Origin of the sequence: Synechocystis sp. PCC 6714 (assembly GCF_000478825.2) — a bacterium.
Classification (GTDB): Bacteria; Cyanobacteriota; Cyanobacteriia; order Cyanobacteriales; family Microcystaceae; genus Synechocystis.
Window position 1 is genome coordinate 1018564 of sequence record NZ_CP007542.1, and the last position, 20424, is coordinate 1038987.

Consider the following 20424-nt stretch of genomic DNA (forward strand, 5'->3'; position numbering starts at 1 on the left):
ACGTTTCCAACTAATCCGATTTAATCCAATCGGTAGGGGATTTTTGAGCCATGTTGTGGCAATGGGCAGATGGTTCAGGTTTCCAACTAATCCGATTTAATCCAATCGGTAGGGAAGCAGTCGAGCTACACAGTTCCAGGGTAGATCTAAGGTAGAAGTTTCCAACTAATCCGATTTAATCCAATCGGTAGGGAGTTACCCTTTCAAACTTGCATCCAGAGCGGACTCCAGAGACAGTTTGCGAGGGCTACACATTTATACTGTCTCATTTCAGCTCCATCGTCAATCCAACAGCATTAAAACCCTTATAGGGCAAGACATCGAGGGCTGTAAAGTAATCAGTGGGTTTCAGGTCAATCATTGGAGTCCTCGCAGGGAAAAATTGGGCTAAATAATTACCGAAGATGAAGGCGTGGATAGAGGAGGTGACCCCCAAACCATAGTCTGGGAAAGCATAGATGGGGACAATGGATAAAAACGTATGCTATCTTCATTCTGATTAAATTGTTTGCGGAGCCTACGTTGTAACTCCTTCAGTTTTTTAGCAGAGAGGTAACACTCAAACACCGAATATTGCACCCGAACACCGTAACCTTCCAACAAATCTGCCACCTTTTTACGACGGCGATCATCGGGAATATCATAACAAATGATATAAAGCATCAACGAATACGATAAGGCTCATAGCCTTTAGAAGGAGCATAGACAAATCGTTTGTAGCATTTTACCTGCCGCAATAGTAAATGCCAACGGGGATGAAGTTGATTATCCACAGTTATTTCTTCCTCCATACGTTGGACAAAAGCTTGGAGAAAACATCGCCGACCAGACTCATTTAAAAAACAGCCCCCATCATGGAACTGGAAATGGAGATCAGTTTTAAGCGTGCCATTATTCACTAGATATAAAACCAAGGAATCTATCAAAGGAGCACGAAATTCCTCAATTAAATCCGAAGCTAAAGCTGCATGACGCTCTGAACCTTCATGCAAACAACCCTGGTAGGGATCGAGTAGATTCCTGACAAAGGCAGCGCGGGGAGAAAGGTACATGGGAAAACTCCGATTATGTTACTCCTTGGAAAACAAAAAAATAGAAAAACCCTTTTCCAGTGTTGTGGTTTACTCAGGGAACTCAAGGGCCTTGAAGTAAAGATAATGTGACAATTTAAGAATGAATGTAAATAAATATAAATATTCTTGCTTAGATCTTGATCTGAAATTGAAACATCAACTAGCATTCCTCTAATTGCTGCTCAGCCAACCCTTTGCCCCAGGTTCACCAACCAAAATTAGCCAATGACCAGCACCACCTACACTGCGGTTACGTTCGCCCCCGTCCAGGGCTTCATCGAAAAATCGAGGAAACTGCGGGATCTTTATGGTAGTTCATTTCTCCTGTCCTACTTAGCCAAAGCAATTTGTAATGCGGCGAAAGATCAAAATATGACTGTTATTTCCCCAGCCTTAATCAATGTGACTCAGGGGACACCCAACCAAATCATTATCAAGGGCAATTTTACTAAAAATGATGCAAAAGCTGCGTTGAGCAAATCATGGAATTATATTTGCGATACAGTTAAGCAATACATAGAAGATCAACTTCCCGATTTTCAAGATCAATTTCACTGGCAAAGAAATTGGAATTATACTAAATCCCATACCTGGGAGTTTTTCTGGGAACAGTCCCAAGTCAGTATTGAAGATGTAAGAAAAAGACTCAGTGAAAGTAAGCGAGAAAGAGATTGGACAGGTATTAATTGGCAAGGAGAAAGTTCTACCTTATCAGGGTTTGATGCTGTTGCTTGGTACGGTATGGCGGATAAAACTCACCCCCTCAATCATTCCATTCCGGAGCAAACCAGATTAATTCAGCAATTTTATCAACAATTAGACGATAAAGTTCAAGGCGGAATACTAGATAAAACCGAGCAGTTAAGCATTCCCGAATTAATTAAGCGATTGATTACTCTGCCCGATATTGCTAACCTATTAAATAATTTGACACCAGAAGAAATACCCAGTGTTGAGTATCCCAGATCATTTGTTGATTTAAATCGTAAAGAGCAATCTTTATACACTGGCTGGTTTCAAGGGGATGGGGATAACATTGGTAAATATTTAGCCGATCAGTCAAGACAGCTCGAAGAAGATATTGCTTTAGAGAAATTTAGTCGGGCGATGATGAACTGGGGTCGAGATTTAAAATACTATTTACCACCTCTGGCTGATCCTGTACCGAAGGTTCCAGAAAGGCGGCTTCCTCAACCCTTATTAAACAAAGATGGTCGTATTATCTACGCTGGGGGTGACGACTTTTTAGGGGTTCTCTATCGTGTTCCGCCCCAAGATAAACTAACGGCTAAGGAATGCTTAGACTGGTTATTTCGGTTTAATAATAATATTTGGTCTCAGCATAAAGTAACGATTACCGTTAGCATTGGCTTTGTCTGGGCCGCGCCGAATATTCCCCAAAGGGACGTACTGCAACATTGTCGAGAAACCGAAAAACTGGCAAAAGACAATGGGCGCGATCGCTTGGCAATCCGAATTTTATTTAACAGTGGTAATCATTTGGATTGGCACTGCCCCTGGTGGTTTTTACAAAAAATCTTAGAAGATTATCAAGATCGAGAAGGCAAGCAGAACTGGACACATTTTTATAATGATGTCGCTGTTTTAGAAACCCGCCATGCTTTTTCCAAAGATTCTGATCAAGTAGCCAAAGCATTATTTAATATTTATTTTCCCCATTGTTTTGAGGATCTTAAGCGTAATATGCTACCGAATAACAAGGAATATCAAACGCCAATCCTGCCCGATTCCGAACCAGAAACCTTAAACGACTGGGTAAGAAATCTTGCAAAAGTGGGGTTCCAAATTTATGCCTAACAAAACCGTGTCAAAACCTTTTTCATACCTTATACAAGTTACTCCCTTAGGCTTGCTTTACGGTAGTGCAGGACGTTTTCTTTCCCCGGAAAATCTCGTCGGGCGATCGGGAAATCATTTTCCCCCCAGCAGTGCCACCCTGTCAGGGCTTTATGCCCAACAACAAACCGCGGAAACCAAAGAGAAATTTACCCATCTACAAATTGCCGGGCCCTTTTGGGCTAAAGAAAGGGAGCCGCAAAACTTTTTTGTCCCCACCCCGTTAAATTACTTAGTCCCCAAAGAAAAATCAGAGATTGCTTATAAATTAAGTCCTGAATTTCCTACCACTGAGAATGAAACAATCCAATGGTTGCCCCAAGATCCGGCCAAACGTAAGGCCTATCAGGAAAAACCGGACAAATTCAGCGCTCGCCATTGGTTAGCCATTAAAGATTGGAATAAGGCAGAAAAAGTACATTCTTCCCCCTGGAAATTTTTGCCCCACCTCCATCCCCGCCTTGCCGAAGACCAAAGGAGAGTAGAACAGGATGGCGATCAAGGCAGTTTATTCCTGGAAAATTCTGTCCAACTTGGCCCTGATGTTTGCCTGATTTACCTCACCAATCATCCTTTGGAAGATGGCTGGTATCGCTTTGGAGGGGAAGGACACATGGTTGATATTCGCTCCCTTGAGCTTGATGGTAAAACCCAAGAGTTACTCAATGAACCCGTGGGGGAGAAATTTGCCCTCATTACTTCCGCAGTGTGGGGATCTAACCGTTTTTCGGAACGCTTCCCGGAACAGTGGTCAGTGAAAGCTCTATTGACAGACCGGGCCAGTCCTTTTCGTTACCGCTTGGGGGGAACCGGAAAAACCAAACGCCTCTCCCGAGGTCGCCATACGGTGCCAGCAGGAACAGTCTATGTGTTGGAAGAACCCATTGATCAGCCTTGGCATGACTGGTCAGAGGAATGGTTTCCCAAGGAAGGCTATTCCTTTAACCGATGGGGCTGTGGCCTCGCTTTACCCATTGCTGTCTAATTATTCACTTTGTCAAAATTCCATGTATCACAAGGCTTACGGCATTATTGAAACCCTCGCACCACTTCACGTCGGAGCAAGTGCCGGGGAAGAAACCGGTAACTTAAACCTAATTTTTCGGGATCAATTTACCCAAACCGGCATTATTCCCGGTAGTTCTATTCGGGGCCGCTTTCGGGCCGATATGCGATCAGATAATCCTGATGCGACCAGGACATGGTACGGACACGAAGCTGTTACTGGGCAAACAGACGGAAGAACCACCGAGGCGATCGTCAAGTTTGAATATGCTTCCTTGGTTTGGCTACCTGTATTCTGTCCCGGTCAACCAGTGGTGTGGATTAGCTGTCCTCGCTTGTTGAAGCGTTACTCTTTCCTAACTGGTATTTCCGCCACTGTGCCTAAACCTTACACTGGCTCTACTAACCTTAAAGCCCGCGCCGTTGGTAGCAAAAAAATCCTATTTTTCAACCTTGGGTTTATGGAAATTGAACATTCCCAAGATATGTCCCCCTGGGTTCCCGCTGGTACAACCCTCGATGAAGCCAATTTAGTGGTGGTGGGGGATAACGATATTGCCCAGTTGCATGACATGGCGCTCTATCGTCAAAGCCGGGTGAAATTGGCTGATGACATGAAAAAAGTTGAGGGGGGGGCATTTTTCAATGTGGAAGCCCTACCGGAAGGCAGTGTCCTGATTTTTCCCATTGCGCTTAAGGAAAAAGGTTGGCAACCCTTTGGCCAATCGACAACCCAAGACCTTTATTTTGGTGGTTTAGAGTCCATTGGCTTTGGCCACACCAGCGTTACATTAGGTGGAGACTTATAGAACCATGGCTTGGAAAACTTACGACTTGGATCAACAAGCCCAGAATCTGGTGCTAACAGCAAAAAAAAGGAACTCCGATTCCCTCAATCAAGCTTACAAAATGCGCATGGCGATCGCCTACGGGCTGGAACGCTTCTGGGGAGAACAATTGCGTTTAGCGAAACAGGACCCAGATAAGGCAGCTTTTTGGAAGGATACCTGGGCGGCATTGGTCAAAATTGTCGATAAAGCAGGCATTACCCTACCCAATGATGCAGTGAAAGCCGACAACACCCAGGCAGTACAAGCCATGAGTGAAAAACTTTGGAAAATTCCCCTAGAAGATCAGCGGGTGATTCTAGCAGTGCTAGCCCAGTTGTGTGATGCCATTGTTTGGTGGACTCAACGCTATAAAGATTAACCGCCCGTTGGTTGCCAATAGAACTGATTTTTTCCCTTCACAATCAATGGCGATCGTCGTCAATTGCCCGCAAATTATTTGGAGCCTGATGTCATGGTTAACATAACTGACCCCCATACTAAAATCCCGATGATGTTTCGGGCCCAAGTAGGGGGACGATGCCAACTAAATTACATCAACAACAAGGATGATAGCGACATTGACCGCTGGGCAAAGGAATGGGTGGAACGAGCCGATGACATCCCCCCCCAGTTCAGTGCCCAAGTGCAAACCAAAACCTATGAAATCGGTTGGCGCTTTGTCACCAATGGTGGGCAGGATGACGGGGTGATTCGTCCAGTGATGGGGGCCCAGGGAGTGCCCTTTTATCCCGGCAGTAGCATGAAGGGGGCATTTCGGCGGGTCTGTAATCTCAGTCAAAGGGAACGGTACTGCGGTAAACAAACCAGCAGTAAAGATATGGAGCCGGGAATTCTACGCTTCCATGGAGGCTATCCCACCGATAAAAGTTGGCAAGAAAAATTGGTTGACATTGTTCATCCCCAGCAAGGATGGCAGGTGCAAAGTTCAGAAAGGCCGGGCAGTGCTTTTGCCTTGATGTCCCTCTATCAACCGGAGTTGCGCTTTGGTATTTCCAGTACTATTACTTTGCCCGAGGAAGAATGGGACATCATCTGGCAACTCTGGGAAAAGGCCCTCACTACCGGCATTGGCTGTCGAGTAAGTGCGGGTTATGGCCAACCAAAAACTAGTGCAGTCAAACCTCTTTATCAAACTCAATTAAAAGGTCAAGGTATCGCCCCAAAACTTTTGGACGGTTCTGCGGAATTTCGTCCTAATATTTTTCGGGCGGCAATTCGGGGCCATGCTCTAAGAATTTTTGGTGGCTTAACCAATGCCGAAAATGCCGAAAAAGCGGTGGGTCAATTATTTGGTGACACGCAAAGGGATGGCGGAGTTGTAGGATTACTCACCATGGGGTTTGAGACGACTGAATTAGAGCTGGGTACTTTTGGCCAGGGCACGTGGAAAGTGCCGACCTATGAAGTAGAAGGAAAATTAAATTGGTTTTTAACCCAGAAGTCCTTGCCTTTGGATCATCAAAAAGCTTTGCTGAATTTGATTGCTTACCTAACCCGATTTGCCATGATTCTGGGGGGATTTGGTCGGTCTTGGCGACGGGTAGATCATCGCTTGTTTTATGAGGAGTACTATAACCCAGGGCCTAAAGGATTGATTGGTTGTCAGTGGGAATGGCAGGGCACCCAAGCATTAATGCGGGATGTGAAGGTCCGTAGGCCCGAGCATTTGTCCAAGTTTTTGGCAGAGGTGCAAACCATAGCCAGCACTTGGTTAGAGTTAAAGGGATTCCCCGTCAATCCAAATAACTATGCCCGTAATTGGCGAGAAGCTTGGCATCCTGAAAAAGTTAAAATTTTTGGTTGTCTAACTGATGGAGATTATTCCGAGGCGATCGAATGGTTTCATGGCCCTTATCGAGAGGCTAATTCTTCATTAGGAACCACCCAAGGCAGTATTTATAGGACATCAGTTACGGGGAGGATGAGTCAAATTGGCCGTATATGGCATCGCATGTACCCTGTGGTAAAAGTCATCCCAGATCCAGCAGCACCTAATGGTAGAGCCCCCCAAGAAACTGCAAATTATCTAGAATTTTTAACTATTTTTCCCGATGACAGCCCTGCCTCCAGGGACTTCGTTGATTTTCTGACAGCCCATGAAAAGTTTCAACTGCTCTGGCCCAATTGAGAATTGAGCTGGCGATCGCCATCCTTGGAGGCGTAATGGAGTTGATCAACTACTTCCTTTCGTCAATGCTTTAAAAAAACAAGGCCTAAAATATACCTGGGGAACGGAACCCAATTAAAACCTAATCTAATGACACGACTATGAACACCTTAGAAAAACTTGAATTATTAAAGGAGAACTGCGTTGATCAATCCGAACTAGACCGTATCCTAGGTCAACTTTTACAGGTAATGTTGACTCGATATTACCAAAAATTATCTGTTTATAATGCTGACATAGAAAAATTTGAGCAGGAATACAATCTTAATTCTGATGAGTTTGAACAACAATTTGACTCGGGAGAATTGGATGATGAAATGAACTTTTTTGAATGGTTTGGACTCTGTCAGTTGAGAAAAGAAGTTTCCCATAAGATTGAAAAATTGCAACAAGTATTATGAGGAATGCTGATGACTATCTGGCTTGGATCAAATCGGTGATTGCGCTTTGCCCTGTTGTTGTTGACCTTTCCCTCATTCGAGAAGAAACCTTAGCCGATAGAGGATTATGGCGATATCGTCTAACATTATCCGACGAAAGTTTATTAGAGCTATTTGAATTTTTTACTATTAAGTTCGATAAAATTAATGCTATTAAATATAGTTTTCATTGGCAAACCAAAGATGGGCAATTGATAAAACGTTGGGATAATGCAGCCCATCACCATGAAATTATTACCTATCCCCACCATCTGCATGATGGGATCAAAAACTTGGTTTTCCCCCATGAACCTGTTGATATTCAAGAAATTCTTAGCATGATTTCTGCTCAGATAACTTCCAGTTAATATTTTAATTTCTACCTATGTCCCGCGTTATTGTTTCCAGCATTGGTACTAGTCTTCTGAAGAAGGGTAATCCCGTCGAAAAACACTGGTATGCCCCTGGCGATCGCCGTCATAGGCCAGGAGTACGGAGAACTAAAAATGTGATTTAATCAACCTGTTATTCACCATGAAACTACTAATAACAACAACAGGGACATCTTTGCTTACAAATGCTGCCAAGCAATATGGGAAAAACAAAGCTGAAATCACTGATAATGAACTGCGCCATTACTTCGAGATTGCTGGTTCGGAAGCTGCATCAGCAGAGACCAATTCATTGCTGAAAATTGTTGAACCTAACGATTTTGTTTCACTCCTCCACACTGCCACCCCAGACGGCTCCCGCTGTGCTCAGCAAATAAAAAACTATCTCCAGAGCAACGGATGGAACAATGTAAGCCTACGGCAACTAGAACTTGAAGAAAACGAGTCCCAATTTGAGCGTCATGGTCTTCGTAACCTAGTCAATACCCTTATTGATGAAATTACGACGGGACAGCGGGAAGGTAAGGATGTCATGATCAATGCCACTGGAGGTTTTAAAGCACAAATTGCCTACACAACAATGGTAGGAACTATTTTTCAAATTCCAGTCAAATATATCTATCAAAATTTTCAAAAACCGGTTACTTTCCCTCCGTTGCCAATTACTTGGAACCTAGGCTTACTAATTCAGTATGATCATTTTTTTACCTGGATTGATGAAGAACCCCGTTCTATGCAGTTAGTTTGGCAACGACTACAAAGCATTCAGCCATCAGATAGGATTGCCATAGAACAGCTATTGCTTTTTCCCAATGAAAATGATAATAGCAATGAAATTTTTCTTTCGGCCGCTGGAGATATTCTTTGGCAACGCGTACAACAGCAAAGGCAAATTCCAGTTGGGGAACCACCACCATCGGATATTCCGACAGTAGATAAAATATCAAATTCTCTGACAAGGGTAAGACATCACTATCCCAGGGGAACTAGGGAGTTTGCAGAAACCGTGGCTTCTTTATCGGCTGTTGAAGAAATCATAGGAGGTCATTTTGAAAATACAACAAATCGACGCATCAAAAATGTCTTTGATGATGGAACTATTCGTGTTTTATGGGCTGATAATGAGAAAGCCACAAACTTAACCATCCGTACAACGGCAAGGGGACAGGCTCAAACTTTGCAATTTGCTGAGCGTTTCATCAAACCACTTTTGCAATAGTTTGTTACTTGTTTGTCTTGCTTGAATAACGCGGTAACCTAAAGGCAATCAGTTTTAAGTTCCTCCACCATGATTAAAATTATTACTTTCCTCGGCGATCGGGGAGGGCTAGACACAATCTATCAGCACCAGGGTAAAAACTATCGTGGACAGGTTTTTGCCGAGGCGTTGCATCAATTTTGTACCTATGATGCCATGCTAGTCTGTGTAACCGACAAAGCAAAAGAAAATAGTTATCCTATTCTTGCCGCTTATAATGACCCTCGCATTCAACCTGTTCACATTCCCACTGGATATACCACTGAGGAAATGTGGCAAACTTTTCAACTTATTACTGCCCAGATTAACGAAGGAGACCGGGTTATTTTTGACATAACCCATGGGCTACGTTCTCTGCCATTTTTAGTCTTCCTTTTTGCTGCTTATCTAAAAGCTGCTAAAAATATTGAGATCCAAGCTATCTATTATGGAGCCTTGGAGTTGCGAGAAGCAAAGGATAATCCTGCCCCCGTTATTGATCTTTCCGAATTTGTCGGTATGCTGGATTGGATTGCCGCCACTGATCGCTTTGTGAAAGTGGGGGACGGTTTACCTTTGGCAGAACTTTTGAAGAATGCTATTCCTGGCATAGAAAGGGCAAATGATCCGGCTGTCCGTCCTTTGGCAAGACAACTTGACCACGCTTCAAAAATTATTGGTGAAATTTCCCAGGCGATCGCCTTAGTTCGCCCCTTAGAAACATTAAAACTAACAGTAAGACTAGAAAAAATTTTAAATAAAGCCGATGCTAGCTTTGATCAACGGGCCAAACCATTCACTTTGATTGCCAGACAGCTTTTAGACGAATACGGTCAATTTGCCTTGTCAGACTCCCTGGATTCCGAAAACTTGAGCCGTAATCTTTGGCTTCAGTTTCAGATGATTGATTGGTATATGAAGCGGGGCCAGGTGATGCAGGCGATGACTCTAGCTGGGGAATGGTTGATTTCCGTTGTGGCTTATCGTTTGGGCTCAAATCATCTCCTAGACAATCGCCAGCAAGTGGGATTTGCCCTTAACAACGGGTCAGCAATTTTGCAAAAAAAACAGCCTCAAAAATCTTCTGAGTTTGACCAAGCTTTTCAAGCCTTGCCCGATTATAGGGAATTGAGCGATTTGCGGGGAAAGCTATCAGAAATTCGTAATGATCTAGCCCATGTAGGCATGAATAAAAATCCTAAATCAGCAAAGAATTTGATGGATCTAGCCAACAAAATTTTTCCTAGGTTACAAAGCCTAGCAGAAACTTTTCTGATTTCTGATAATTCTTCCTCAGTTGACGAACCTTCGTAAACTATTTGATCATAGCCTTTATTTTTACTATTCTTTTCCGTCAGCTCTTCCTCAGTCTTTGATTTTGGCTTATCCTTAATATCACCGTCCCTATCTTTGCTGTTCATTTGGCTGAATTTTTCTCTACTAAAGCTCTGATGATTGACCCGAAACCGATTGGTTATGTTACAGCCCTCGATGTCTTACTTCGTACTCCATCAATTGGATTAAATCAGATTTGTTAGAAACCTAAAATTAGCGCCTTGCGTGCGGAGAAATTCTCCCCAGCTACTGATTGGGTCAAGAATTAGTTAAAATTTGGCCGTCTCCGCCCATAAATCTTCACAGGTAATTTATTCTGATCCGAAGATAAATAATTCAGGTAAGCTATTTAGCTCCATTGAAGCCAGGGCTAGCAGTCTAACGGGCTGGATTATTAGCATTCTCTTTACCCTAGTGGGTTGATTGTTGGCATTACTGGGCAAAGTGACCTTTTTCCAAACTAAACAACTAACCCAATTTAACGTTACCTATAAACAGGGGCGATCGCCGAGGATGATTAGCTTTGACAACATGGAGGAGAAGATATAGTTGATTTAATTGAAAGTAAGACACTGACCGGAGCTAAAAGGCTCTTTGGTAAAGGCTTTAGTCGTCTTAATCTTACTTTGATCGACTATAAACCTTGGGTAGCGGAAAGTCGTCCCCATAATGCCATGGAATCGGGCACTCGTCAGGTGAAGGATGCAGACGGTTATTTTGTCGAAAATGGCATCCGTTTAAAGGAACATTGGTCGTTGGCGATCGCCAGCACAATCTCTTTCCTATTCCTCCTGATGGTGGAGCACATAAATTTGAACGGCGACACACTTTCGCTAGGGAAACAAAAACTTGGTTACGTTGTTGGTAAAGTTTTTTTACAAGGTTATCAGAAAAATGGGTTTAAAACCCCCTCCTTCAGGAGGGCTTTAGTTGGTTTTGTATGTAGAGTCTAAGCATTTCGATAGGAGCACCACCAACAGTAGAAGCGAAATAAGAAGGACTCCACAAAGAATCTTTGCCATAGGGTTTAGGGAGGTTCGCTTGTCCATATCGACGACTAGAGACACCTTTTAAGGCGTTGACTATTTGCGACACAGATAGCTTAGGTGGAAACTCAATTAAAGCGTGAACATGATCTGACTCGCCATTAAATTCAATCACTTGGAAATTCATCTTCTTTGCGACATCATTAAACGACTTTTCTAGTATAGCAAGCCCTTCTGAAGTTAGGACTTGACGACGATACTTGGTGACAAAAACCAAGTGAATTTTTAAGCTAGATACACTGTTTCTCTCCCTACGCAAATTAGTTGTCATTTTGGGGTTGTCTAAGCTAAAATTAGATACATACCCATTTTAGCTCAAGCAATGAAGTTAAGATATCAATACCGTTTCTACCCAACAGACCAACAGCGACAGAGTTTAGCTCAGTTGTTCGGTTGTGTCCGTGTAGTCTGGAATGATGCTTTAGCTTTTTGCAAAGATTCAGAGAAATTACCCTCGTACAATGTTCTGTCTAAAAGATTGACGGAGTGCAAGCAAACGGAGCAAAGAAAATGGTTGACTGATGTTTCGGCTGTTCCATTGCAACAGTCCATTAGGAATCTCAGTACAGCCTATAAAAACTTCTTTGATTCTGTTAAAGGGAAACGCAGGAGCAAAAAGGTTAATCCCCCTAAGTTCAAGAGTCGAAGATCAAAACAATCTGCTACTTTTGTTAACTCAGGATTTACCCTCAAAGACAATGACAGAATTTACCTTGCCAAAATTGGATTTCTTGATGTGGTGTGGAGTCGTCCTTTCCCATCAAAACCTAGTTCAGTAACGGTAATCAAAGATGCGACTAATCGGTACTTTTTGAGCTTTGTTGTTGAAGTTAACCCAGAACAGTTGTCCGACAATGGGCAGTCTGTAGGGATTGACCTGGGCATCATTGACTTTGCCACTTTAAGTACAGGGGAAAAGATTAAATCCCCCAAGCCCTTAAAGGCGAAGTTAAACCGACTCAGGAAGTGCCAGCGCAATCTTGCCCGTAAACAAAAGGGCAGTAAACGACGGGAAAAGGCACGGTTAAGGGTTGCAAAAGTTCATGCAAAGGTAAAAGATACCCGCACCGATTTTTTGCATAAATTGTCCACCAGATTGATCCGTGAAAACAAAACGGTGATTTTGGAGGATTTAAACACCGCCGGGATGATGAAAAATCGTTGTCTTTCCCGTGCCATTTCTGACCTTGGTTGGCGTAGCTTTCGCACTATGTTAGAAGCCAAAGCAGAAATGTATGGTAGGGACTTTCGGATCATCTCTCGTTGGGAACCGACTTCTCAACGTTGTTCCTGTTGTGGTGAAATTGGCGGCAAAAAAGAGTTAAATATCCGTGAATGGACTTGCCTTTTCTGTGGGGCAAACCACGACAGAGATATTAATGCCGCAACAAATATACTGGTCGCCGGAGGACATTCGGAGACCCAAAACGGACGTGGAGGAAACCATCAGACTACTTCGGTAGCGGCATCCTGTGAAGCGTCAACCCACCGAAAAGCTATTCAGTTAAATCTGTTTGCTTCGTAGGAATCCTTCGCCTTTAGCCTAGGGAGGATGTCAAATACCAAAGTTTTATATCTATTGTTAATTCTCTGTATAATCCGTAGTCAGATTGCCCAACAAAAACATTATGCCTCCAAGCTAATTAATGATTATGTATGGCGGTAACTACTTTCGTGTAAAACAGTCTCAAACATTATCAGCGTTCTCCTAGGTTAATTTAGATATAGTGACCCTGGGTCACAAACCTGCCAGTGAGTGGTGGCATAAGGCGGACAACTATCCTGATACCTGACACTCCAGTAAAGGAAGTCATATTTTTCCAGCCGATACTCACTATATCCCCCCCATGGAGACATCCTCTAACGTCAACTTTCGAGCCGCTATCCCCCAGGATGACGGGGTGATTGCCGAGCACTTTTACCACCTGTGGCGCGACCTAGGTATAGCCGATGCGGTGACTAAGCCACAGTGGGCCACCCTCTCCACCGAGTTTATCGCCCAGGCCCGTCAGCACCTGCACTATCAGGCCTTTGTGGCAGAAGTAGCAGGGACTATTGTTGGCTCGGCCGGAGGGCAGCGCTTTGATGGGCTTTATCCCTGGATTTTTTCTTACAGTGATCGCCAGTACGGCTATATATGGGGTATCTACGTGGAGCCTGACTACCGCCATCGGGGCATTGCCACCCGACTAACCCAGCTCACAGTGGAGCATTTGCGCGGCATCGGCTGCACTAGAGTAGTGCTAAATGCTGCCCCCAAGGCTCGCCCGCTTTACCAGCGCTTGGGCTTTATCGACAGCAATCTGATGCAACTTGATCTGAACGAAACTAAACTCCCATGACTCTTCTTCTCTCTCCAGAGTCTAACCATTTGGCAAACCATCTCTCTCCCTCAGCGGTAATTGACTGGCAACATCCGACCACTCTGCCCCTAGCGAAATACCTAACATCATTCGATGGTTAGGGCTGATATCGGCTAAGGCCTTTACCAAACAGCTTTTTAGCTCCGGTCAGTATCGTACTTTCAATTAAATCAACTATATGCTTTAGGAATAAGAATCACTGAGATATGTTTTGAAATTCATTCTGCAACTGCCTTATCCTTATTAAAATATCAGTAATTTCTTGACCAAAACTAGTAAGAAAATATTCAACCCGAGGCGGAGTTTCAGGATAGGTGAATTTCTGAAGAATTTTGTATTCGACCAATCTTCTTAAACATTCATTCAAAACTTTAGTAGATAGTCCTTGATTCTTCTTTAATAAAATTCCCGGACGATTAAAACCATCAGAAATACTGACAAGAATTGATATTGTCCACTTGCAACCAAGGCAGTCTTCAAATATGGAAATTAAGCTAGAAGAATCCTGGCTCCCTATTTTTACATCTTCTACTTCTTTAGACTTCATATTTATTACCAAAAAGTATCTATGTTACTAAAAAGTGCTTACTTGTCAAAGTATTGGGCGATTTCTATACTAGCTTTCATGAAATTACAAGGATGTAGAAAATGTTCAAAGTTCACGATGAAAGTTCCGCTCCAGAAGCATCTAAGCCTATTTTGACACAGGTCAAGAATGAGTTTGACATGATCCCAAATTTGGAAAGGGTTATGGCTGAAGCACCAGCTTTATTGGCAGGATATACCCATCTATGGAATTTGTTTGACACAACGAGCCTAACACCAATCGAGCGTCAAGTAGTTTACCAGACAGCTAATTTTGAGAATGAATGCGAATATTGTATTCCTTGGCACACAAAACTGGCTCAGATATCAGGGATGCCAGAAGTTGAGATTGAAGCTCTGCGGGATGGTTCTGGACTTTCAGATAGCAAGCTTGAAAGTCTAAGACGATTTACTCGAACCTTAATTACAGAACGAGGTAAAGCGAGTGGGAATGACATAGAAATTTTTTTCTCGGCTGGTTACAGCCATCAGCAAGCGTTAGAAGTAATTCTTGGTATTGCAATTAAAGTCATGAGCAACTACACAAACTCTATCGCTGAAACACCCATTGATCCACAGGTAGAAAATCTTCGTTGGAAAAAACCTAGGAAGTAATCATGGGATAGATCTATCTTTTTGGGGCAAGTAGTTTTGAAATTATCTTTACAGTCTCATTAAAATACTCTGAAGGTTACTTCAAACTCATGTCCAACATAATTATCACAGTTTTTGCAATTTCGTAAATTTCTTGATTTAATGAAAGTCATGTAGATGACGATGATTCTTGGCGGAGTTTTGGGGTTCTGATCGCTTATCCGAAAAGAAGCATAACAAATCACTGCACCCGACTGTGAGTTAAACTATTCTTATCACCCAAAGTCAATGACGGTGGGTGAATTTTACCATTTGACCGCTTTTTGAAACTCTATTCAAAAATGCTTTATAACGGATTTAATATTTGTGGAAATACTTATGAGCAAAGTCAGAAATATTCTACTAGTTCATGGTTTTTGGGCGGATGCCTCTTGTTATAGTGATCTCATCCCACTCCTTTTAGCGGAAGATTATCAGGTTATCGCTGTCCAAAATTCACTTATCTCTCTAGAAGATGATGTAGCTGCAACGAAACGTGCTCTGGATCGCATTGAGGGAAATTGTATTTTGGTTGGTCATTCATGGGGTGGTTTTGTCATTACTACAGTTGGCAATGACGAACGAGTTGCTGGTTTGGTGTATATCGCAGCGCTTGCTCCTGATGCTGGTGAATCCATGGTTGATCTTATGAGTAAATATGGCTCACCTTCGCCACATTTTCAAGAGAAAAATGATTTTGTTTGGATTTCTAAAGAAGGTATTGATGAAGTTTTGGCAAGTGATCTTTCAGAAGAAAGAAAGGCATTAATCTATGTGACTCAAACAACACCATCTACATCATTAACGGAAGTAAAGGCAAGTTTGCCCGCTTGGAAAAATAAACCAAGCTGGTATATTTTAGCGACAAAAGATAAAGCAGTTCCGCCTGATTTGCAGTGTGATATGTCTCGGCGAATGAATGCAAAAACAGTTACGGTGGAGTCAAGCCATTTTCCTATGATTTCGCATCCAAAAGAAGTTCTGGGAGTAATCAGGGAAGCAACAACCAGTAGTCAATAAAAATGCAATCGAACAAGTCTAGTACAGCAGATTAAGCAAAGCTGTTTGTAGAGAATCCACAGCGGTTGGAAAGTGCCCAACAACTGATTGAGGCCTTATTGATTCAGCACTAGAGCCGAGACTGACGAAAGCACCTTGCAAACAATCATGCTCAATCACGTAACTTTGCCACCAACTCCGCTCGGGCTAATACCTCTAGCTTTCGAAACATGCGCTTTAATGCTTGCTTGACGGTGTTTTGCGTAATCCATAGTTCTGTACCAACTTCGACATTCGTCAAGCCTTTGGCTACCAGGTCAGCGATTTGCCGCTCGCGGGGCGTGAGTTGTTTTGCCAATGAATTATCGGGCAATGAATATGCAGGCGATCGCCGCAATGCCGCCAGACAGACCGAAACATGACTGCACACCGCTCCTAGGTCCGCTAAATCCTTGGTACTAGAGGCTGGAGTTCCGGACATCCGGGCAAAGTGAATTGTCCCGATCAGGTGCCCCTGCCCAACAATTGGCCCGGTCATGATGTGCTCATGGCCATACTCAGAGCAGCAATGTTGCAAGTCGGTCAGCCGTTAATGGATGCCTTCTGGGCACAAACCGAAGCTACTGCGGCTCAACTATAGTTCTAGGGAAAATTCCGTTGCTGGGAAGTGGCGATTCCTCAGTGCATCTGGCAAGCTTTTAATCCTGAGACGGGAAGCTATTGGAAAAGAGAGGCCAACTTTTGGATCCCTGTGACGACCACATCCTCATCCATTTCCGTGAAGGTGACATAATCCCATCGCTGATGCAAGCATAGGGCCCAGGATTCTCAGTGACCCCCGGCAACCAATTGGGCATATCGTGAGCTTTATCGACCGGATGCCCCTCGGCCAATTTTCAATTCTTGTTTAATGGGGGCTTGGGTTTAAGTTCCTTGCTTTTGCACTTTCCGGTAGTCGTATTTCAGCTTTGGGTATCTACACTTTTACTGGGATGGAAATCCGTAGAAATGCCATATTTATTCTTTTTGGCATGTAGTCGCATTCTGGCTAAAGTTAAGCTTGCTATGCCAAAGATTACGCCGTGGCACTTCTCACAGGAGCTAAAAATGACTGGATGCTCTGCTCACCTCGCTGTGCATTGCCCGTGGTCAAAAAGTCGAGGGTGGCTCCCTGAAATAAGTGAAACAGTGATCGTGCCAATGCTTCATCCCCCGTCAGAGCTGTTAGAGAATCAATCCACTGCCGGGTTTCCCGGTCTAGAAATTGCTGAGTTTCGACATCCCCTTGCATGGCCCGCAGGTTGAGATCCATTGTCAACTTCAACCAGCCCTGCATCTCTGGGGCGGTAAATTGCTCCCACATCGTCAATAGTGACTCAGCAACGGTATCAGCATCTGCTACGGCGGTGTTTTGTAGTGACTGTAGCTGTTCACGCAGACGTACCTCTAACCGGGCGATTATCTGGCGCTCTAGCTCTTGCTTCGATCCAAAGTGATAGACCAGCATACGCCCACTGGTGCCGATGCGTTTGGCGATCGTGTTAATGCTAGTATCCAGTGCTCCCGCCTCAATGGCCATCTCCAAGCACTTTTCGAGCAACTCGGCTTTCTTTTGGGGTTCGGTGGGACGACTCATTGTTGACAATTAACGTAATAGCTATTACATTTATGATTAACGTAGTAATCATTACATTAACACCGTTTTACAGGTAAACACCATGAACAGAAAAGATCGCTTGAGCTTCGTGTTGGTGGGTTTTGGCATTTGGGCGGCGGCCACTGTGGCCTATCGGCAGGTGGGTTCAGTCTTCTTTGAGCGCTCGATTATGGAATACTGGTTCAACGTTGCCAGCACTGGCGGGCTATACACGCTGGTCTTTGTCGGGCTGATGCGGTGGCGGCGCATTAAAACCAAAGAATGGTTGCAGGGCGCAATCTGTATTGCGTTGCCTGGAATGCTAGGGGAAATTCCCATTTTGGCCGGCTTTAGTGACTTGATGAGCAACATGCACCCCGAAACCGCTGGACGCTACGCAGCGTTCTTATTTTCTGGGTACTCAATCTTGCTGGGCTTTGCTTGGTTCATGGCGACCAAAGATGTGCAATCACCTGCCAAGAATCATTAAGGGATAAGGTTGATTCAAGTTGCATCCCATGAAAATTACCAACCTTCAATCACTAATCCATTGCCTTGAGGGTGACGTATTCAGCGGTATGTTCTGGAACATCTCCCGATAAAATTTGATAGACAATAACCACACCAACCAAAAAACCAATAACCGTTCCCATTGTGAAAATAAAACCAATAGAAGTATTCTCTGACCAATGGGTTTTCTCAAAATCAATAAATTCTGCCTTGGTTAAAACTTTGATATTTTTGGGTAAATTTTAAGGGAAAATCGCTTTGTTCAGACTAACGTTGCCCAAAACCCTCTCCCCGTCTGGTTTTTGTCCAGAGGAATAGTTCTCCTTTTTGTCCCCCGGCGGCCAGTTGGTGCCCTTGGGGATGCCAGGATAGACAGGCAAAGCCCTGAGAGGCTCCCCGAAAATTTTGAGCCTGGCGTTTAGCCTTTTTCCATAAATGGACACAACCGTCTGCCCCAGCCGAAGCCAATAATAGGCTATGGGGTTGAAAGCCGATGGATTGGATGGTTTCTTGATGCCCGACAAGAACGCGACCTTCCCAGCCGAGGGCCTCGTCTGCTTGTTTTTCCCAGACCACCAGGTCTTCCCCACTGGCGGATACGAGGAATGGAGCCTCCATGTTGGTAAGCCTATCTGACCAGGCAAGGTGACGAATTTTACCCGGAAAGCCGCTCATTACCCAGGGGTCAGGGTTGTCCCACTCCCATAGGGCGATGGTGCGATCCAGGTTGCCAGAGGCAATGTATTTACCATCAGACGACCAGGCGATCGCCAGAGTGGCGGAGGGAATGGTTAAGACAGAAGGGTCATCGCTCCAGTCCTCTGCTGTCCAGACTTTCACCCCCTGGTAGCCCCCGACACTTAATCCTTTGCCATCGGGTTGCCAGGCCAGGGCCAAAACAGAAGAGGCCTCAAACTTCAAAGTGGCGACCACATCCCGGAGGTTTGCGTCCCAAATCTGGACAATTTTTCCCTGGCTAAAGGCCAGGAGATTTTGGGTGGGACTCCATGCCAAATGATCTATCCAAGTGGTGCCATTGCCCAGGGTGGCGATCCGTTCAGGGCCAGCGGGGGTAATCTGCCAAATATTAACGTGTCCATCTTGTCCCCCCGTGGCAAGATATTGACCATCCGGGGAAAATGCCAGACAATCCACGGATTTCCCCATCACTGGCTGTAAATTTTGTCTTTCTAAACCGTTAATGGCTAATAACACCACCTCCCCGGCCCCAGAACTGGCCGCGAGGATTTTGCCATCGGGACTGTAGGCGATCGCCGTCACATAATCCGCCAGGGTGCCTTGCCAGTGGGGTTCAAACTGATCGGAGTGCCGGTTTTTTAGACGAGACATGCCCGAAAATCCTCTCTCAGTTGGGCTTCATTCAGGTTGCGACCAATGAAAACCAGTTCATTTTTGCGCTGTTCCCCCGGTTGCCAAAGGCGATCGGCCCGGCCATCAAACAGCATGTGAACCCCCTGAAAAACAAAGCGTTGGTCTTCCCCCGCAATGGTGAGAATGCCTTTCATCCGAAAAATATCTGGCCCTTGGGTTTGCAGCAACTGACCCAGCCAAGCATCCAACCTATTAGCATCTAATTCACCAGATTCCACGATCGCCACCGAACCGACAGTTTGATCATGTTCGTGGGCAGTTTCGTTTAAAATTTCCGGGTCAATCTCCAAGGCCCGCCCCAGGTCAAAGGCACGAATACCCAACAGGGCATCCATTTCCAGTTCGGCGTTACGGGTGCGGTAAATCTTGGCCAGGGCATTCATGCCGCGAATCCGTTCCTCCAGTTCGTCTAATTGATCCTCTGTAACAAGATCGGTTTTATTAAGCAGTAGCACATCGGCAAAGGCAATTTGTTCCTGGGCTTCCTCCGCCTCCCAATGCTGCCAGATATGCTTAGCATCCACCACCGTCACCACAGAATCCAGATGGGTCTGGGTCTGCACATCCTCATCCATAAAAAACGTTTGAATTACCGGAGCCGGATCGGCCAAGCCCGTTGTTTCAATCACCAGATGATCAAACTTGTCCCGTCGCTTCATCAGATTACCGATAATCCGAATCAAGTCCCCCCGCACCGTACAGCAAATACAACCGTTGTTCATCTCAAAAATTTCTTCATCGGCATTAATAACCAGTTGATTGTCAATGCCCACCTCCCCAAATTCATTAACAATGACCGCCACCTTCTGGCCATGTTCATGGGTGAGGATACGGTTAAGCAGGGTGGTTTTACCCGCGCCCAAATAGCCCGTCAACAGGGTAACGGGAACCGTTGTTATTGTCTCGGTTGTCACCATAGGTTAA

25 protein-coding genes and 1 CRISPR repeat array (1 of these 26 only partly in view) are annotated in these 20424 nt (G+C 44.4%); of the genes, 17 read left to right on the plus strand and 8 right to left on the minus strand.

Translation table 11 applies throughout. From position 1 onward, the window contains the following. Positions 1 to 193: a CRISPR direct-repeat array (repeat unit 36 nt; unit sequence GTTTCCAACTAATCCGATTTAATCCAATCGGTAGGG); it begins 434 nt to the left of the window's first position. Between the two features lie 194 nt (positions 194 to 387). Both cas2 and D082_RS04540 read right to left on the minus strand, forming a co-directional pair. Further along, a complete protein-coding gene (cas2, locus tag D082_RS04535; RefSeq protein ID WP_238546836.1) occupies positions 388 to 663 on the minus strand; it encodes a CRISPR-associated endonuclease Cas2 in 276 nt (91 codons plus the stop codon). After that, a complete protein-coding gene (locus tag D082_RS04540) occupies positions 663 to 1052 on the minus strand; it encodes a CRISPR-associated endonuclease Cas1 (RefSeq protein WP_028948936.1) in 390 nt (129 codons plus the stop codon). Before D082_RS04540 ends, cas2 begins: the two co-directional genes overlap by 1 nt. Before the next feature lie 246 nt (positions 1053 to 1298). On the opposite strand from D082_RS04540, the gene D082_RS04545 reads away from it, so the two are divergent. The 11 genes from D082_RS04545 to D082_RS18950 all read left to right on the plus strand — a co-directional run bounded on the left by D082_RS04545 (position 1299) and on the right by D082_RS18950 (position 11289). After that, the gene (locus D082_RS04545) at positions 1299 to 2891 is read left to right on the plus strand and encodes a type III-B CRISPR-associated protein Cas10/Cmr2 (protein ID WP_028948935.1); all 1593 of its coding nucleotides are present in this window, start codon (positions 1299 to 1301) and stop codon (positions 2889 to 2891) included. 7 nt (positions 2892 to 2898) lie between these two features. Further along, positions 2899 to 3915, plus strand: coding sequence for a type III-B CRISPR module-associated protein Cmr3 (locus tag D082_RS04550; RefSeq protein WP_238546837.1), 1017 nt, complete (start codon positions 2899 to 2901; stop codon positions 3913 to 3915). Positions 3916 to 3937: 22 nt separating this feature from the next. Continuing rightward, positions 3938 to 4744, plus strand: a complete 807-nt coding sequence (locus D082_RS04555) for an RAMP superfamily CRISPR-associated protein (RefSeq protein ID WP_028948933.1) — start codon at positions 3938 to 3940, stop codon at positions 4742 to 4744. Positions 4745 to 4748: 4 nt separating this feature from the next. Beyond that, complete coding sequence (locus D082_RS04560) at positions 4749 to 5144, plus strand: hypothetical protein (RefSeq protein WP_028948932.1); 396 nt, start codon at positions 4749 to 4751, stop codon at positions 5142 to 5144. Between the two features lie 93 nt (positions 5145 to 5237). Beyond that, positions 5238 to 6914 (plus strand): hypothetical protein, encoded by a 1677-nt coding sequence (locus D082_RS04565; protein ID WP_028948931.1) that lies wholly within the window; start codon positions 5238 to 5240, stop codon positions 6912 to 6914. Between the two features lie 140 nt (positions 6915 to 7054). Further along, complete coding sequence (locus tag D082_RS04570; RefSeq protein ID WP_028948930.1) at positions 7055 to 7354, plus strand: hypothetical protein; 300 nt, start codon at positions 7055 to 7057, stop codon at positions 7352 to 7354. After that, positions 7351 to 7740 (plus strand): DUF6516 family protein, encoded by a 390-nt coding sequence (locus D082_RS04575; RefSeq protein ID WP_028948929.1) that lies wholly within the window; start codon positions 7351 to 7353, stop codon positions 7738 to 7740. Before D082_RS04570 ends, D082_RS04575 begins: the two co-directional genes overlap by 4 nt. Before the next feature lie 17 nt (positions 7741 to 7757). Next, positions 7758 to 7889 carry a hypothetical protein gene (locus D082_RS19280; protein WP_255356935.1) on the plus strand — a complete coding sequence of 44 codons (132 nt, stop codon included), beginning with the start codon at positions 7758 to 7760 and terminating at the stop codon, positions 7887 to 7889. Between the two features lie 17 nt (positions 7890 to 7906). Then, positions 7907 to 8983 (plus strand): putative CRISPR-associated protein, encoded by a 1077-nt coding sequence (locus D082_RS04580; RefSeq protein WP_028948928.1) that lies wholly within the window; start codon positions 7907 to 7909, stop codon positions 8981 to 8983. 69 nt (positions 8984 to 9052) lie between these two features. Continuing rightward, positions 9053 to 10315, plus strand: coding sequence for a TIGR02221 family CRISPR-associated protein (gene csx2 / locus D082_RS04585; RefSeq protein ID WP_028948927.1), 1263 nt, complete (start codon positions 9053 to 9055; stop codon positions 10313 to 10315). 647 nt (positions 10316 to 10962) lie between these two features. Beyond that, on the plus strand, positions 10963 to 11289 hold the full coding sequence (locus D082_RS18950) for a type III-B CRISPR module-associated Cmr3 family protein (RefSeq protein WP_038530218.1): 327 nt from the start codon (positions 10963 to 10965) through the stop codon (positions 11287 to 11289). Here D082_RS18950 and tnpA read toward each other — a convergent pair. After that, positions 11252 to 11653 carry an IS200/IS605 family transposase gene (gene tnpA, locus D082_RS04595; protein ID WP_028948880.1) on the minus strand — a complete coding sequence of 134 codons (402 nt, stop codon included), beginning with the start codon at positions 11651 to 11653 and terminating at the stop codon, positions 11252 to 11254. The two genes, D082_RS18950 and tnpA, sit on opposite strands and share 38 nt — an antisense overlap. A gap of 51 nt (positions 11654 to 11704) precedes the next feature. On the opposite strand from tnpA, the gene D082_RS04600 reads away from it, so the two are divergent. Both D082_RS04600 and D082_RS04605 read left to right on the plus strand, forming a co-directional pair. Then, positions 11705 to 12907, plus strand: coding sequence for an RNA-guided endonuclease TnpB family protein (locus tag D082_RS04600; protein ID WP_038530224.1), 1203 nt, complete (start codon positions 11705 to 11707; stop codon positions 12905 to 12907). A 322-nt stretch (positions 12908 to 13229) separates the two neighbouring features. Beyond that, the gene (locus tag D082_RS04605) at positions 13230 to 13724 is read left to right on the plus strand and encodes a GNAT family N-acetyltransferase (RefSeq protein WP_028948907.1); all 495 of its coding nucleotides are present in this window, start codon (positions 13230 to 13232) and stop codon (positions 13722 to 13724) included. Positions 13725 to 13941: 217 nt separating this feature from the next. Here D082_RS04605 and D082_RS04610 read toward each other — a convergent pair whose 3' ends face one another. Continuing rightward, on the minus strand, positions 13942 to 14292 hold the full coding sequence (locus D082_RS04610; protein WP_051738677.1) for a helix-turn-helix domain-containing protein: 351 nt from the start codon (positions 14290 to 14292) through the stop codon (positions 13942 to 13944). A 101-nt stretch (positions 14293 to 14393) separates the two neighbouring features. Here D082_RS04610 and D082_RS04615 point away from each other — a divergent pair, with 101 nt between their 5' ends. Both D082_RS04615 and D082_RS04620 read left to right on the plus strand, forming a co-directional pair. Next, on the plus strand, positions 14394 to 14945 hold the full coding sequence (locus D082_RS04615) for a carboxymuconolactone decarboxylase family protein (RefSeq protein ID WP_028948909.1): 552 nt from the start codon (positions 14394 to 14396) through the stop codon (positions 14943 to 14945). Positions 14946 to 15302: 357 nt separating this feature from the next. Next, positions 15303 to 15983 carry an alpha/beta fold hydrolase gene (locus tag D082_RS04620; protein ID WP_028948910.1) on the plus strand — a complete coding sequence of 227 codons (681 nt, stop codon included), beginning with the start codon at positions 15303 to 15305 and terminating at the stop codon, positions 15981 to 15983. 151 nt (positions 15984 to 16134) lie between these two features. Here the strand turns inward: D082_RS04620 and D082_RS04625 are convergent, their stop codons facing one another. Next, entirely contained in the window at positions 16135 to 16443 is a 309-nt protein-coding gene (locus D082_RS04625) for a helix-turn-helix transcriptional regulator (RefSeq protein ID WP_238546839.1), read from the minus strand. Between the two features lie 9 nt (positions 16444 to 16452). On the opposite strand from D082_RS04625, the gene D082_RS18690 reads away from it, so the two are divergent. Further along, positions 16453 to 16602 (plus strand): hypothetical protein, encoded by a 150-nt coding sequence (locus tag D082_RS18690; RefSeq protein ID WP_162472466.1) that lies wholly within the window; start codon positions 16453 to 16455, stop codon positions 16600 to 16602. A gap of 435 nt (positions 16603 to 17037) precedes the next feature. Here the strand turns inward: D082_RS18690 and D082_RS04630 are convergent, their stop codons facing one another. Next, complete coding sequence (locus D082_RS04630; RefSeq protein WP_028948911.1) at positions 17038 to 17598, minus strand: TetR/AcrR family transcriptional regulator; 561 nt, start codon at positions 17596 to 17598, stop codon at positions 17038 to 17040. Between the two features lie 82 nt (positions 17599 to 17680). Here D082_RS04630 and D082_RS04635 point away from each other — a divergent pair, with 82 nt between their 5' ends. Continuing rightward, positions 17681 to 18088 (plus strand): DUF5367 family protein, encoded by a 408-nt coding sequence (locus D082_RS04635; RefSeq protein WP_028948912.1) that lies wholly within the window; start codon positions 17681 to 17683, stop codon positions 18086 to 18088. A gap of 287 nt (positions 18089 to 18375) precedes the next feature. Here the strand turns inward: D082_RS04635 and D082_RS04640 are convergent, their stop codons facing one another. Next, the gene (locus D082_RS04640; protein WP_028948913.1) at positions 18376 to 19458 is read right to left on the minus strand and encodes a WD40 repeat domain-containing protein; all 1083 of its coding nucleotides are present in this window, start codon (positions 19456 to 19458) and stop codon (positions 18376 to 18378) included. Continuing rightward, on the minus strand, positions 19446 to 20417 hold the full coding sequence (locus D082_RS04645) for a GTP-binding protein (protein WP_028948914.1): 972 nt from the start codon (positions 20415 to 20417) through the stop codon (positions 19446 to 19448). Before D082_RS04645 ends, D082_RS04640 begins: the two co-directional genes overlap by 13 nt. Positions 20418 to 20424 lie beyond the last annotated feature (7 nt).